Annotated in this window: 12 protein-coding genes; 4 read left to right on the top strand and 8 right to left on the bottom strand. The window is 40.8% G+C overall.

What is annotated here, in order from left to right; all coding sequences use genetic code 11:
* Positions 1 to 3 precede the first annotated feature (3 nt).
* Entirely contained in the window at positions 4 to 516 is a 513-nt protein-coding gene (locus tag NWP25_RS10115; RefSeq protein WP_390904309.1) for a pentapeptide repeat-containing protein, read from the top strand.
* Positions 517 to 679: 163 nt separating this feature from the next.
* A complete protein-coding gene (locus NWP25_RS10110; protein WP_280651882.1) occupies positions 680 to 1,660 on the top strand; it encodes a protochlorophyllide reductase in 981 nt (326 codons plus the stop codon).
* 161 nt (positions 1,661 to 1,821) lie between these two features.
* Here the strand turns inward: NWP25_RS10110 and NWP25_RS10105 are convergent, their stop codons facing one another.
* Complete coding sequence (locus NWP25_RS10105) at positions 1,822 to 2,397, bottom strand: Uma2 family endonuclease (protein WP_280699313.1); 576 nt, start codon at positions 2,395 to 2,397, stop codon at positions 1,822 to 1,824.
* Between the two features lie 123 nt (positions 2,398 to 2,520).
* Positions 2,521 to 4,521, bottom strand: coding sequence for a DNA primase (dnaG, locus tag NWP25_RS10100; RefSeq protein WP_280651880.1), 2,001 nt, complete (start codon positions 4,519 to 4,521; stop codon positions 2,521 to 2,523).
* Between the two features lie 127 nt (positions 4,522 to 4,648).
* Here dnaG and tftA point away from each other — a divergent pair, with 127 nt between their 5' ends.
* Positions 4,649 to 6,001, top strand: coding sequence for a hormogonium tapered terminus morphoprotein TftA (gene tftA / locus NWP25_RS10095; RefSeq protein WP_280651879.1), 1,353 nt, complete (start codon positions 4,649 to 4,651; stop codon positions 5,999 to 6,001).
* Between the two features lie 63 nt (positions 6,002 to 6,064).
* Here the strand turns inward: tftA and NWP25_RS10090 are convergent, their stop codons facing one another.
* From NWP25_RS10090 to miaA, 4 genes are all read right to left on the bottom strand, one after another.
* A complete protein-coding gene (locus NWP25_RS10090) occupies positions 6,065 to 6,727 on the bottom strand; it encodes an alpha/beta hydrolase family protein (RefSeq protein ID WP_280651878.1) in 663 nt (220 codons plus the stop codon).
* 189 nt (positions 6,728 to 6,916) lie between these two features.
* The gene (locus tag NWP25_RS10085) at positions 6,917 to 7,306 is read right to left on the bottom strand and encodes a hypothetical protein (protein ID WP_280651905.1); all 390 of its coding nucleotides are present in this window, start codon (positions 7,304 to 7,306) and stop codon (positions 6,917 to 6,919) included.
* A gap of 166 nt (positions 7,307 to 7,472) precedes the next feature.
* Positions 7,473 to 8,942 carry a glycolate oxidase subunit GlcD gene (gene glcD / locus NWP25_RS10080; RefSeq protein WP_280699311.1) on the bottom strand — a complete coding sequence of 490 codons (1,470 nt, stop codon included), beginning with the start codon at positions 8,940 to 8,942 and terminating at the stop codon, positions 7,473 to 7,475.
* Positions 8,943 to 9,222: 280 nt separating this feature from the next.
* Positions 9,223 to 10,122 carry a tRNA (adenosine(37)-N6)-dimethylallyltransferase MiaA gene (gene miaA, locus NWP25_RS10075; protein WP_280656375.1) on the bottom strand — a complete coding sequence of 300 codons (900 nt, stop codon included), beginning with the start codon at positions 10,120 to 10,122 and terminating at the stop codon, positions 9,223 to 9,225.
* A 407-nt stretch (positions 10,123 to 10,529) separates the two neighbouring features.
* Between miaA and gyrB the strand changes: the two genes are divergently transcribed.
* Positions 10,530 to 12,467 carry a DNA topoisomerase (ATP-hydrolyzing) subunit B gene (gyrB, locus tag NWP25_RS10070; RefSeq protein WP_280651875.1) on the top strand — a complete coding sequence of 646 codons (1,938 nt, stop codon included), beginning with the start codon at positions 10,530 to 10,532 and terminating at the stop codon, positions 12,465 to 12,467.
* A 450-nt stretch (positions 12,468 to 12,917) separates the two neighbouring features.
* On the opposite strand, the gene NWP25_RS10065 is transcribed toward gyrB, so the two are convergent.
* Together NWP25_RS10065 and NWP25_RS10060 are read right to left on the bottom strand one after the other, a co-directional pair.
* Positions 12,918 to 13,109: a hypothetical protein gene (locus tag NWP25_RS10065; RefSeq protein WP_280651874.1), complete on the bottom strand. Its 192-nt coding sequence runs from the start codon at positions 13,107 to 13,109 to the stop codon at positions 12,918 to 12,920.
* Positions 13,110 to 13,169: 60 nt separating this feature from the next.
* Positions 13,170 to 13,406, bottom strand: coding sequence for a hypothetical protein (locus NWP25_RS10060; RefSeq protein WP_280651873.1), 237 nt, complete (start codon positions 13,404 to 13,406; stop codon positions 13,170 to 13,172).
* Between the last annotated feature and the right edge of the window lie 369 nt (positions 13,407 to 13,775).

Genomic DNA, 13,775 nt, shown 5'->3' with positions numbered 1-13,775 from the left:
AATATGATGAATACTACATTCAGTAATCGAATTTGGGCCAGCATACTCAGTGTATTGCTTTGGGTATTACTTGGCATTACAGCAATTTTAGGGTATAGTCCCACTGCTGTAGCCCTAGAATATAACAAAGAAATTTTGACAGAAGCTGATTTTTGCGGGCGTGATTTAAGAGACTCTAGTTTTACCAAAGCTAATCTCCGCCAAAGTAACTTTAGCCATGCTAATTTGCGCCGTGTCAGCTTTTTTGCAGCCAATTTAGAATCAGCAAATTTAGAAAGTGCTGATCTCTCATTTGCCACTTTGGATTCAGCCCGACTCATCAAAGCTAATTTGACAAACGCGATTTTAGAAGGTGCGTTTGCTGCTAACGCTCGGTTTGATGGTGCAATTATTGATGGCGCAGATTTTACTGATGTCCTCCTGCGCCCCGATGAGCAAAAGAAATTGTGTCAACTTGCTCAAGGTACTAATCCAGTGACTGGGCGAGATACAAGGGAAACTTTGTTTTGCCCCTAGGGAAAGAGGCTATTAATTTTTTTTACAAAGAAGTGGGAGTAGGAGTAATATTCCCCCTCTGTTGGTTGTCCTGTTTTCAAAAATTAAAACTTGATGGCTCGGTGGTATGAGATCATTAAAGACCGTCAGTATGTCAAAAAACGATTCATGCAGTTTTAATAAAATGACACAAGATCAGAAGTCAACTGTCGTGATCACGGGTGCTTCCTCTGGGGTGGGTTTGCAAGCCGCGAGAGCGCTTTCTCAAAAGGGATGGTACGTGGTGATGGCCTGTCGGGATTTATCGAAGGCGGAAAATGCTGCTAAATCTTTGGGAATGTCGCCGGACAGCTACACAGTCCTACATATCGATTTAGCTTCTCTAGAGAGTGTTCGGCACTTTGTCAATGATTTTAGAGCAACTGGCAAATCTCTGGATGCTTTGGTTTGCAATGCGGCAATTTATATGCCTTTAATCAAGGAGCCATTGCGAAGCCCAGAAGGATATGAGCTGACTGTGGCTACAAATCACCTTGGTCATTTCCTTCTGTGTAATCTCCTTTTGGAAGATTTGAAAAACTCACGAATGGCTACGCCAAACAAGCTACTAGAGCCAAGGCTGGTAATTTTGGGAACTGTGACCCACAACCCGAAAGAGTTGGGAGGGAAAATTCCCCCCCGTCCAGATTTAGGGAATTTGCAAGGTTTTACCGCCGGATTTAAAGAGCCGATTACGATGGTTGATGGCAAGAAGTTTGAACCTGTCAAGGCTTATAAAGATAGCAAAGTCTGTAATGTTTTGACTATGAGAGAGCTACATCGGCGCTATCACGAGTCACACGGTATCACTTTTAGCTCTCTTTATCCTGGTTGTGTGGCTACGACTGCTCTATTTAGAAATCACTATCCCTTGTTTCAGAAAATTTTCCCAATTTTCCAAAAGTACATTACTGGGGGGTTTGTGTCTGAAGAGGAGGCTGGTAATCGGGTTGCGGAGGTTGTTACTGATCCCGCATATAGCCAATCTGGTGCTTATTGGAGTTGGGGAAATAGACAGAAGAAAAATCGTAAGTCCTTTGTTCAAGAGGTTTCTAATGAAGCGAGCGATGATGATAAAGCTGAAAGTCTGTGGGAGTTGAGCGCGAAGTTGGTGGGATTAGCATAACGGCTAAATTAACTTACAACTGAATATGGGCCTCAAAGCCATATTTTCCACCGGTGGACGGTCAATAACGGAACCATCTAGACAAGGCCTGCAGCCTTTACGTTTGGGTGGTTCCCAGATTTCTAGAGAGGACGTGGATGTGTGTTTGTTAAGTTCAAGGTTTATCTGGGAAATATTTTCGATAAATTTAAAACTAAATCAGGTAAAATGGGTAGGTTAACTGTTTCGTTAGGTAACAAAATTAATTTGCAGCGATAGCCAAATTTGTTTTGTAAATCTTGATAAGGATTGCTGTAGCATTCCAAATAATTATTTACTAAATTAAATATCCAATAATTACTAATAGCTGCTTTTGCATAAATCGGTAATTTTATTTCTTGGTCATATTTTAATGAGGAATCAGCAACTTCTATTAGTAGAAATATATCCTCTGACTGAGGATGAGTTTGCAGATAGTCATCAGAACGATTTTCCACAATGACTAAATCTGGTTCTGGTTCGCTTTCATGAGAAATAAGAATTGGTTCTTGTCCTCTAATAGTTGCCTGTTCACCAACAAGATTCAATATCTCACGATACAAGCGGGTATTACAAACAGAGTGTGCTGTACCTTTAGCGACCATTTGGACTATTTCTCCTTCTATTAGCTCTACTCGGTCATCCTCTGTAAAGAAGCCGAGTTCCGCCAGACGGTGATATTCATCTATGGTGAAGCGTTTACCACGAATTAGGTTCATGATAGCTAAGGTATACAGGGTTGTTTTTATTTTAATCTTTTTGGAAGATTACCGACTTATTTAAGAATTCGGCAATCTATATTTTTCATTTAAACTATCACTAGTAATCATTGAGGAAAAATATTAAAGCAAGTCTGTAATTGAAAATTGTCGCTGGCGATCTAGTTCTTGCAGTTGCATTTTCTCGTTGTAGAAAGATTGATAATATGATTGCCATTTTTCAGGCTCCGCTTGTGCATCAGTTTTTTGCCAAAGTTCTAAAAAGTACCGATAGCGCTTTTCTCTCAACACTCTCTCCATACAGGCCATGGCGGCTTGAACAACTTGGGTTGTCCGCAGCATTTCTTTTTTCCATTTTTCGTTGAGATGAAATAAATGGGACACTGATTCTATTTCTTCTGATGATTCTAAATATCTATCTTGTAAACTCGATATAAAGTCTACTTCCTCCGCTGTTGATTCTAGAATATTTTGCCACAATAATCGATGATGGGAAAGACTAAATTCTAAGTTTCGTTCTTCTAAGGTGTTTAAAATATTTTGACGTTGTTCGGGACAATGCAAGTAAATTCTTAGCAGTAAAGCTTCTGCTGATTCTAAAAGACTGCGATCGCCTGTGAATGAAGACTCAGGTGTTGTGTTAACCGATTTTTTCTTACTTGTTAAAGGTTTAGAATACCCAACAGTAGTTGGTGTAATTTGAGTTAATAGATTTTCTGCTCGTAACGGTATCTGGCTGGCATCCCCTGAACTTAACATTTCAGCACAGTGGAAAATATAGTAATCACGTGTGTCTTTATTTTCAATTTTTTTAAGTATCTTTACAAACTCTTGAGACACTGCTTGAAAATCTGTAGCTTGTCTCAAGTCGCGGTTATTCATGATTTGCTGAATTTGCCAATCTATCCAAAGTGGAGCGCTATCAAGAAGTTCTTTACGCTCAGTCGAAGACAGCTGATCTATTCCATTATATCTATACTTACGTAGTGCCGATAACCGAGCTATTGTACTTGCTAAAACCTTATACTCGGATGAGCCATGGGTTTTCACAAAGTCATCAGCATCTTTACCTTTGGGTAAACTGAGAATTTTTAACTTGGCTTCACCTTTGTATACCAAATCGGCAATTTCCCCAATGGCTCTTTCTGCGGCGATATGACCGGCTTTGTCAGCATCAAAGTTGAGTATCAATTCTTTAGATTCGGTGTAGCGTAAGACTAACTTGACTTGTTCAATGCTTAGAGCGGTTCCCAGGGATGCTACGGCGTTAGTAATGCCCGCAGCATGGAGAGAAATGGCATCAAAATATCCTTCCACGACGATGGCTTGGTCAAGTTGAGCAATTCCACCTTTGGCTTGATCAAGGGCAAATAATGTTTTGCTTTTGGTGAATAGTTCGGTTTCTGGTGAGTTTAAATACTTGGGCTGCTCCTGGGATAAGGTTCTACCGCCAAAGGCAATTACCCGGCCTTGAGCATCCCGAATGGGAATCATCAAGCGATCGCGAAACACGTCGTAATAACCGCTTTCTTCCTTACGTGGTTTAATCAATCCAGCTTTTTCCACTAGTTGCACTGGGTAATGTTTATCTTCCACGAGATAGCGATGCAGGGTTTCCCATCCTGGAGGTGCATAACCTAGGTGAAACTGCTGAATTGTTTCTTCCTTGAGTTGGCGATCGCATTGCAAATATTGGTATGCTTTTTTTCCTTGGCTTTGTCTGAGAGCGTGTTGATAGAAATGTTCAGCGGAAGCCAGAACTTCATATAACTGCTCCCGCAAGGAAATTTGACGCTGTAATTCTTGACGCTGTTCTGGTGCGAGGGTTTGTATGGGTACTTGGTAACGTCGTGCTAAATCTAAAACTACTTCTGCAAAAGAGTGTTTTCCCAAATCCATTAAAAACTTAATGGCATTTCCCCCTGCTTGACAGCCAAAGCAATAGTACATTTGCTTGGACTGACTGACTGTAAAACTGGGAGTTTTTTCATCGTGGAAGGGACACAAACCGACAAAATCTTTACCACGCTTACGTAAAACTACGTATTCAGAAACAACATCAACAATATCAGCGCGTTGTTTAATTTCCTCAATTGTGTCTGGGTGCAAGGGGGGAATTTGCATTTTTGTTGATTGCTTCGTAGTGATAACTACTTTGTCTCTAGTAACTGAAAGCTATTATATTGTTGCACCCAAGGCAACAATCATGTATAAAATTGCTTCAGCTTAGTTTTTAGAGGAAATACTGACGATGGGACGTATTTTTATTTCGGCTGCTCACGGAGGTAAAGAAGTAGGAGGTATTGATCCAGGCTCGATAGCAGGTGGTACAAGGGAAGCTCAAGAAATGATTTTGCTTCGAGATTTGATTGTAGCAGAATTACGGGCGCGCAGTTTTGATGTTTTGTCAGTTCCCGATGACCTCAGCAGCACCGAGACTATTGCTTGGATTAATTCTCGTGGTCGTAGGGTTGATGTAGCCCTAGAAATTCATGCCGATGCAGCTAGAAGTGCTGATGTGCGGGGTGCGAGTGTCTATTATATTGTCAACAACCCAGACCGCAAGACTAACGCCGAGTTGCTACTGATGGGGCTTTTGCGTCGTGTCACTCAGTTACCACATCGGGGAGTTAAGCCAGATACAGATAGTGGCTTGGGTAGTTTAGCATTCTGTCGCCAAGTTATCATTCCTTCTTTATTAATGCAAGTAGGCTTTCTGAGCAGTCCACAAGATCGGTCTTTGCTGCAAAATCGTCGCCGTGATTTTGCTTTGGGAATTGCCGATGGATTAGCATCTTGGAGTCGGGTAATTGACCCCGATTCACTAACTCCTGTTGAACCAACTTATCCAGCAATTAATATTAATATCAATCGTCAGAAATATCCTGAACAGGGAATATTAGTTAATGGTAATTCTTACATTCCTATTGATTTGGTAGATCAGCTCAGGATTGATGTATCAAAATCACCTAAGATTAACCGAATTAGTTATCGGAGAATAGTTTATATCAAAGCTATCGATTTGAGAGATTTTAATGTTTCCATCGGTTGGGATACAGCAACTCGTACAGTTAATTTAAGCTCAATTTTATCAGTCTGTGTAGATCAACTTGACCGGATTATGTCACGGGGTAATACATCAGAAGTTGAGTTACAATTATTTCTGAGAAACAACAATGAAAGTGCTCTGCTGAATTTTCCTGATATTCCTAAATTATATCGAGAAGAAGGTAACGCAGAGGGTGTGAACTATGATATTGCTTTTTGCCAAATGTGTTTAGAAACTGGGTTTTTACGTTTTGGCGGTGATGTCAAACCTGAGCAAAACAACTTCGCTGGTTTAGGTTCTATTGGTGGCGGTGCAGAAGCTGCATCTTTTCCTAGTGCTAGAATTGGGGTGAGATCGCATATTCAACATTTAAAGGCTTACGCTAGTTTAGAACCTTTAGTAAATGAACTTGTAGACCCAAGATTTCGCTTTATCACTCGTGGAATTGCGCCATCAATTTATCAGCTTTCCGGGCGCTGGTCAGTTGATTTAGACTATGGTACGAAAATCTTAGCAATAATAAAACGATTGTATGAGTCAGCAAGACTTTTGTAATTCGTAATTGCTAATGGGCTAGGCCCCAGGCTTTACTTAAGGGTTTTACTTTTTTTTGAGGGACTAAATTAAAGTGGTTACAGCCCTGTTTAAATGTTGAACAATCCAATTCTGCACTAGGTGGTGTACTTCGTCGGCTACTTCATCTAGCCCATGATTGGCATTAGGATACAAAATTATGTGCTTGGGTTGTAAAGCGTGCTGATAAACGTATTGTGAACAGCTAGGGGGTACTAGTTGGTCAGCCATACTATGCACTAGCAGTAATGAGCATCGTGTGGCTAATTTTGGTGCAGCATTGATACTATACGCTTGAGTAGCAAGTGTGACAACAGTGTAAACTTTAGGAGATTTTGCCGCAGGTTGGATGACCACTGCACCCCCATTTGATACCCTGACTCGTAAAAAAGCCAGCCCAATTAGCACATCTAGGATAGAATTTACCAGTTGGGTTGGGTAAAGGTGGCGTATTCTTAAAGAAGCGATGGTGCCGCTTCTCATATCCTGACATAACCGGGGATAAAGTCCGGGAGCAGGTGTATCCCATTCCCCACCAACACCACCTACCCAAATCACGGCCTTGTCAGCATCTTTTACAGGGTAATAGCGGCAATAAGTTGAATCTCGGCTGGTTACTGGTTTGACAGGATAATATTCTTCTTCCTGTGGTTTGAGTAAAACATCGTGGAGTCTGATCTCGAATGATTCATCATGGATAGACCCCACAAACAAACTCCACAATCGATCTCACATTAAGTTTAGTTTCTCTGTATTTCTGAGCAGTAACCTCTATCGGAAGTAGTACCATTTTTGTGGGAATAATTATCCCCAATTGCTTTTTGGAATCCCCTGGTCTTTAGACAGGGGAGAGGTTAAATTAATGCCCCGCGGAAGTCGTTTAGAAGAAGGTGGGACTTAGAGGATTAAATAACTGTGCCAAGTTTGTTGGGAATTATAGCTATCCTGTTCAGGAACTAACAAGCGCCAACTTTTACCCTCTGGCTGAATTTGTAGATAAACTTCAAAAGGTTGTTGCAATTGAGTCAACTGTCTTTTTGGCAGATGAAAAATTAAATCATAGGTTCCCCGGACACGGAAAACTGGTAAATTTTCAATCGTCAGTGGTTGTTCTTGGCGAATTGTTAAATGTTTAATTTCAAAACTCTGAAAATCTAGATCTAGTTTTTGGTTAAGTTGTTGCTGAGTTTGCTCTACCTGGAGTGTGAGGGCTTTTTGAACTAATTCAGTATTTGGCAGCAGTCCAACAGTTCCACAACCAGTCAATAACACCAGCAAAATCATCATTAGCAATAGCCGCACAATCTTTTTTGACACAATACTCGTCAAACTTAGTCTACAACAGAATCCAAATTTTCTATTACAACATTGCGTACCTTTGGGTTTCCCTCAGCGCGCCTTTGGGTTTAAAGGAAAAAACTCACCGCAAAACCCAGAGAGAAACCGCATAAAATTAAAACTGTTCCACCCCTGCAAACTTCTTCATATTTGTATTTGCAGCTTCACCACAAGTTCGCGGCGTGGGGAATATCTTTTCAGGATTTGCCAAACCCTTGGGATTAAAAACTTGGCGTATCCATTGCATACTTTCCAAATCAGCATCACTAAACATATCTGGCATATAACATTTTTTATCTGCACCAATACCATGTTCTCCAGAAATGCTACCACCTACCTTTACACAAAGCTTGAGAATCTCCCCGCCAACTTCCTCCACTTTTTCTAAAGCACCTGGTACAGCATTATCAAAAAGAATTAATGGGTGGAGATTACCATCACCAGCGTGAAACACATTGGCAATTTTATAACCAAACTTTTGACTTAGCGCTTCAATTTCTTGCAAAACATAGGGTAATTGAGTCCGAGGAATCACACCATCCTGGACGTAATAATCCGGGCTTAAATGTCCAGCCGCAGCAAAAGCAGCTTTACGACCTTTCCAAAGTTTTAATCGCGTTTCTGGGTCACTGGCAGAAGTTACATTACGTGCCCCATTTTGCTGACAAATTTCAGCAACACGTTGTTTATTGACCTGAACTTCCACCTCCAAGCCATCAATTTCCACTAATAAAATAGCCTGAGCATCGCGAGGATAGCAATTTGTAGCCACAACATCCTCAACTGCATTGATACTTATGTTGTCCATCATTTCCATGCCACCGGGAATAATTCCCGCACTGATGATATCAGAAACACTTGCCCCAGCAGCTTCCACACTGGCAAAATCTGCTAATAAAACACAAATTGATTCTGCACTTTTGAGAATCCGCAAGGTAATCTCTGTAGCGATACCCAAAGTACCTTCAGAACCCACAAAAACACCCGTTAAATCATAACCAGGCATTTCCGGTACTTGTCCACCTAAATCGAGAATTTTCCCTTCCGGTGTGACAATTTTTAAACCTAAAACGTGGTTAGTAGTGACACCGTACTTGAGACAATGCACCCCACCGGAGTTTTCGGCAACGTTACCCCCAATTGAGCAAATAATTTGGCTAGAAGGGTCTGGAGCATAATAAAACCCAGCGCCACTAACAGTTTGTGTTACCCAGCTGTTAATTACCCCTGGCTGTACCACAATGTGCTGATTATCTAAATCCACATCTAGTATTTGCCGCATTAATGAGGTAACAATCAAAACTGAATTTTCTAAAGGTAAAGCACCCCCAGATAGACCAGTCCCAGAACCACGAGGGATAAAGCTTAAAGAGTATTTGTTACATATTTTCACCAGTTCGGCGATTTGTTCTGTAGTTCGGGGTAGTAATACCACGGCCGGACGTTGACGATAACTGGTTAAGCCATCGCACTCATAAGTAATCAGTTCTTCTCGGCGTTGCACTACGCCATTTTTACCAACTACAGCCTCAAATGCTCTGATAATAGGTTTCCAGTTGTATTGCTTTTTCTCTTGGGTAAGCATAGTTTTTTATCATGGGAGGTAGACATATCACCATTTTTACCAGAATAGCGCTTTAAAGGAATAATCAGGAATGGTCAAGCTGGATGTGTATTGGTTCTTTTTCGCTTTTTTTATTTAACAATTGTCAGTCCTGGTCTTTTTCCTGGGTGGGAATAACTGACGATGAACGCGCTGAAAAAGCCTAACAAGGCGTCCAATTACTAGCAGAAAGACTCCGGGCTATAGGTATAAGCTCTTGGTACTTTGTAGAGACTTTGTAGAGATGTTTTATTAAAGTTCTCTACACATTTTCGCTGAACTCTTGCACCCGCCGCCAAACCTTCTCTAACAAATCAGGATCATCTGCATCAAACCACTCAATTTTCGGATATGCTTTAAACCAAGTACGCTGTCGCTTGGCAAATTGTCGTGTATGCAAAACCGTTAATTCTTTTGCTGATTGCAAAGAAATTTCACCAGCTAAATATTGTTTGATTTCTTGATATCCCAAAGTATTCAATAAAGGTAAATTAGCATGGTATTTCTGACAAATATGCTCGACTTCAGCCACTAAACCATCGGCTATCATTTGTTCAGTCCGCTTGTGAATGCGTAGCCTTAATTTCTCTACATCACAATCTAAACCTATTTGCAAAATTGGATAGTCTGGTACGTTCTCTCCCTGCTGTTGGGAAATTGGAATATTTGTAATATAAAATACTTCTAATGCTCGTAAAGTACGTAGAAGATCGTGAGGGTGAATCTTCTGTGCGGCCATGGCATCTACTTGTTGTAGTATCCCATATAGTGTAGTTTGGCCTAAAGATTCCAGGTGCGATCGCAATTGTTTATCTGGTGCCACTCTGGGAATTTTCATACCTTGAACGAGAGAACGTATATATAAACCAGTACCTCCAACTAAAAACAAAGGGGCAACAGGAAGAGTCTGAATTAAGGTTTGAGCTTGTTCTTGATAATCTGCTACGGTCATGATATCCGTGGGATTGCAGATATTTATTAAATAATGTGGTACTAATTTCTGTTCTGTTAATGTTGGTTTAGCCGTACCAATATCAAATTCCCGGTACACCTGACGAGAATCTGCACTAAGGATCACAGAACTTAGCCGCATAGCTAAATTCAATGCCAAGCTTGACTTCCCGGTGGCTGTCGCACCACAAATTACAATCAATTTAGTCATTACTCATTGGTCATTGGTCAACACTTTCCATACTCCCGACTCTACAGTAAAGCTTTTGTGATAGAATTTTAGGGTTTTTATTTGACTTTTGTTTATGGGGAGTTTCAGCGCCGATGTCAGTTTAATTTTTACGATCAGGATTCGATGAAACTGTGTTGTTTAATCCAATTTTACTCTTCTTCACGCCTTACTGCTCTTATACAAAAACTTATACAGTACAGAACGAATTTAGGAAATTTGAAATTTTGAGGCAAGAAATTCAAAAAACTTATAGGGATACATCCCCTATGTAAACTTATCGCAAAATTGCTCTAAAGTCGCCAGTAAGCCTTTTGTGTTAGAATTTTGGTGTGATTTAACTTTTTTATTTTTGGGCGAGTTTAAACCCACGCATCAGGAGAATTTTCATGACGAGCAGTTACAGTGCCGATCAGATTCAAGTTCTGGAAGGTCTGGAAGCCGTCCGCAAACGGCCAGGGATGTACATCGGTACTACTGGTCCGCGAGGACTCCACCATTTAGTTTATGAGGTGGTAGATAACTCTATTGATGAAGCTTTGGCGGGTCACTGTACCCATATAGAAGTGGATCTCAATGCTGATGGTTCCGTGACTGTCACAGATGATGGTCGGGGTATTCCTACCGATACTCACTCGCGAACTGGTAAATCTGCTTTAGAAACTGTGTTAACCGTACTACACGCCGGGGGTAAGTTTGGCGGTGGTGGCTACAAGGTTTCAGGAGGATTGCATGGGGTTGGTATTTCTGTTGTTAATGCCCTTTCAGAAGTTGTGGAAGTGACAGTTTGGCGAGATAAAAAGGTTCATGTCCAGCGCTATGAACGAGGTACACCAGTTACTGAACTGCAAGTAAAACCTGAAAAGGAGGGGAAAACCGGAACTTCTGTCAGGTTCAAGCCAGATGCCCAAATCTTCACCAATGGCATTGAGTTTGATTACATTACTTTAGCAGGTCGCTTGCGGGAGTTGGCTTATTTGAATGCAGGGGTCCAAATTACCTTTAGCGATCACCGTCTGGAACTGCTCAAAAGCGATACACCGAAGGTAGAAACCTACGAATATAAAGGTGGGATAAAAGAGTATGTTGCTTACATGAACCGCGAAAAGCAACCACTGCACGAAGAAATTATTTATGTGCAGGGGGAACGCAATAATGTGCAAGTGGAAGTTTCTTTGCAGTGGTGTACTGACGCTTACACAGATAACGTGCTGGGTTTTGCTAATAATATTCGTACCGTTGATGGTGGTACTCACCTCGAAGGTTTGAAAGCAGTTCTGACTCGGACATTAAATGCGATCGCTCGCAAGCGCAATAAAATTAAAGAGCATGAATCTAACCTCAGTGGGGAACATGTCCGGGAAGGTTTAACAGCAGTAATTTCTGTTAAAGTACCAGATCCAGAATTTGAAGGACAAACCAAAACTAAACTCGGTAACACGGAAGTTAGGGGTATTGTTGATTCCCTGGTGGGAGAAGTTCTGACTGAGTACTTAGAATTTCATCCTGGTATCGCCGACTCAATTTTAGATAAAGCTATTCAAGCTTTTAAAGCCGCAGAAGCAGCCCGCCATGCGAGGGAGTTAGTACGGCGCAAATCTGTGTTGGAATCTTCGCCGTTACCCGGTAAATTGGCAGATTGCAGTTCCCGTGACCCCAGGGAGTCGGAAATTTTTATTGTGGAAGGTGACTCAGCAGGTGGAAGTGCTAAACAAGGACGCGATCGCCGTACCCAAGCTATCCTGCCTCTACGTGGTAAAATCCTCAACATTGAGAAGACTGACGACGCGAAAATCTACAAAAATAACGAAGTCCAATCCTTGATTACAGCCCTTGGTTTAGGGGTAAAAGGTGATGAATTTGACCCTTCCCAACTGCGTTATCACCGGATTGTTATTATGACTGATGCTGACGTAGATGGATCCCATATCCGTACACTTTTGTTAACTTTCTTCTATCGTTATCAGCGCTCGCTCATTGAAGAAGGTTTTATATATATTGCTTGTCCCCCATTATTTAAATTGGAACGGGGACGCAATCATGAATACTGCTATAGCGAACGGGAATTACAACAGAAAATCGCACAATTCCCCAGCAACGCCAACTACACTATCCAACGCTTCAAGGGTTTGGGTGAAATGATGCCGGAACAGCTCTGGGATACAACAATGAACCCAGAAACTCGGAAAATGAAACAAGTAGAAATTGAAGATGCCGCCGAAGCTGATCGTATTTTCACAATTCTAATGGGTGATCGTGTTGCACCTAGACGTGAATTCATCGAAACCTACGGTTCTAAACTCAATTTCACCGATTTAGATATCTAAATATCAAGCTAATAAGTAGTCAAATTAAATTAGTGAACGGTACACAGGTATTCAAGTAACCTATCAATTCGCCTTTTCACCTCACCTCAGCTTTAACTTTCCTGAAACGATCTCCTCTCCTCACTCAGGAGAGGCCTTGCTCACAAAGGTAGGTTTTTTACATTGTCGTCAGGGCTAGACTTGGAAGACAAGGAGGTATCGTAGACAACTAAGTTATACCTCTTATGGAAAAATACCCCTTTAAGATCTATTAAAAGCAGATGGAGAAAAAGGAGGCGGGAATGGGAATAAGCCATTTAAACAAATGCCTTTGCCATTAAGTAAATCAGCGATAATGGTGAGTAATCCTTGCAGAAAACAAAAAATTTGACGGACACTTTCCCCGACAAAAGAGGGTTTTGGGGCCTGATAAAGAGCAGGAATTTGTTCTCCGAAGCTTTAGGGATGGTGTTAATTGATATCACTACCAACTGAGAGAGTCCGAGGTTTCCAAGAGCCTTTTTCTGTTCCTTTGACAATTTTCCAAGCCAGGGGAATAGCACATCCACCATAAAGAAGGTGAACAGAAAGAACTGTAAAATTCTGCCGGATATTGGTGGTATCTATCTTTAGTGACAGGGATTTTTCTTCACTATGCCACATGCTCAAAATCCATTTTAGTAAAGGCAAAAGACATTCAGGAACATCTAACTCACTTCGTTTTTATCCTTTTTTGCTATTGGCATCTTGATACCATTCTTTTAGTCTTTGTCTGACTGTATTACTTTTTTCCTGATTTAGTTCACTAATAAATTGCGATACTCTTGTTATACTAGTTGAGTCGGTCATTACCATTCCAAAACTCCAAGTTGCCAAACCTGTCACCTCGCGTAAAGACAAACGGGGCAGGTGATGGCTCACAATTGTTGCCCATTTTTTGAGATGTTTATTCTTAAACATTATTCTAAATTTTTTATTGAGAACAATGGTTAATTGCTACTCATTAACCAACTTTCTGGATGATTGATCATTCTTACTAATCCACTTAAAACTTGATTATATTTACTATATGAATATCTTCCTTACTCTAGGAAAATATGTTGACATTTCACTGGAAATTTCAGATCCATTTGGGTTTCTGCTGCTTCTGATTCACAATTATTTAATTTAGCTATAAATGGGGCTTTATTACACAAGTGTTGAATGTTAAGAAAGAGGTGATAAAAATAGCCCAAAATATGGTAAATTCTGGGCGAAGTATTAAAATAGAATAATTGATAATGATTATAAATTCATTTCCCAAGATTGTCAAAGACATCCTCAGACCGT

It is taken from the genome of Umezakia ovalisporum Ak1311 (assembly GCF_029891685.1).
In the GTDB taxonomy this organism is placed as follows: domain Bacteria; phylum Cyanobacteriota; class Cyanobacteriia; order Cyanobacteriales; family Nostocaceae; genus Umezakia; species Umezakia ovalisporum.
Note: the sequence above shows the minus strand (reverse complement) of the source record. Positions and strands in the feature narration are given on the sequence as shown.

Bases quoted from the DNA above. Each gene is read 5' to 3' on its own strand.
- NWP25_RS10110 (WP_280651882.1), top strand. From the start codon at position 680: ATGACACAAGATCAGAAGTCAACTGTCGTGATCACGGGTGCTTCCTCT.
- miaA (WP_280656375.1), bottom strand. From the start codon at position 10,122: ATGACTAAATTGATTGTAATTTGTGGTGCGACAGCCACCGGGAAGTCA.
- tftA (WP_280651879.1), top strand. From the start codon at position 4,649: ATGGGACGTATTTTTATTTCGGCTGCTCACGGAGGTAAAGAAGTAGGA.
- NWP25_RS10085 (WP_280651905.1), bottom strand. From the start codon at position 7,306: ATGATGATTTTGCTGGTGTTATTGACTGGTTGTGGAACTGTTGGACTG.
- NWP25_RS10115 (WP_390904309.1), top strand. From the start codon at position 4: ATGATGAATACTACATTCAGTAATCGAATTTGGGCCAGCATACTCAGT.
- NWP25_RS10105 (WP_280699313.1), bottom strand. From the start codon at position 2,397: ATGAACCTAATTCGTGGTAAACGCTTCACCATAGATGAATATCACCGT.
- NWP25_RS10060 (WP_280651873.1), bottom strand. From the start codon at position 13,406: ATGTTTAAGAATAAACATCTCAAAAAATGGGCAACAATTGTGAGCCAT.
- gyrB (WP_280651875.1), top strand. From the start codon at position 10,530: ATGACGAGCAGTTACAGTGCCGATCAGATTCAAGTTCTGGAAGGTCTG.
- glcD (WP_280699311.1), bottom strand. From the start codon at position 8,942: ATGCTTACCCAAGAGAAAAAGCAATACAACTGGAAACCTATTATCAGA.
- dnaG (WP_280651880.1), bottom strand. From the start codon at position 4,521: ATGCAAATTCCCCCCTTGCACCCAGACACAATTGAGGAAATTAAACAA.
- NWP25_RS10065 (WP_280651874.1), bottom strand. From the start codon at position 13,109: ATGTGGCATAGTGAAGAAAAATCCCTGTCACTAAAGATAGATACCACC.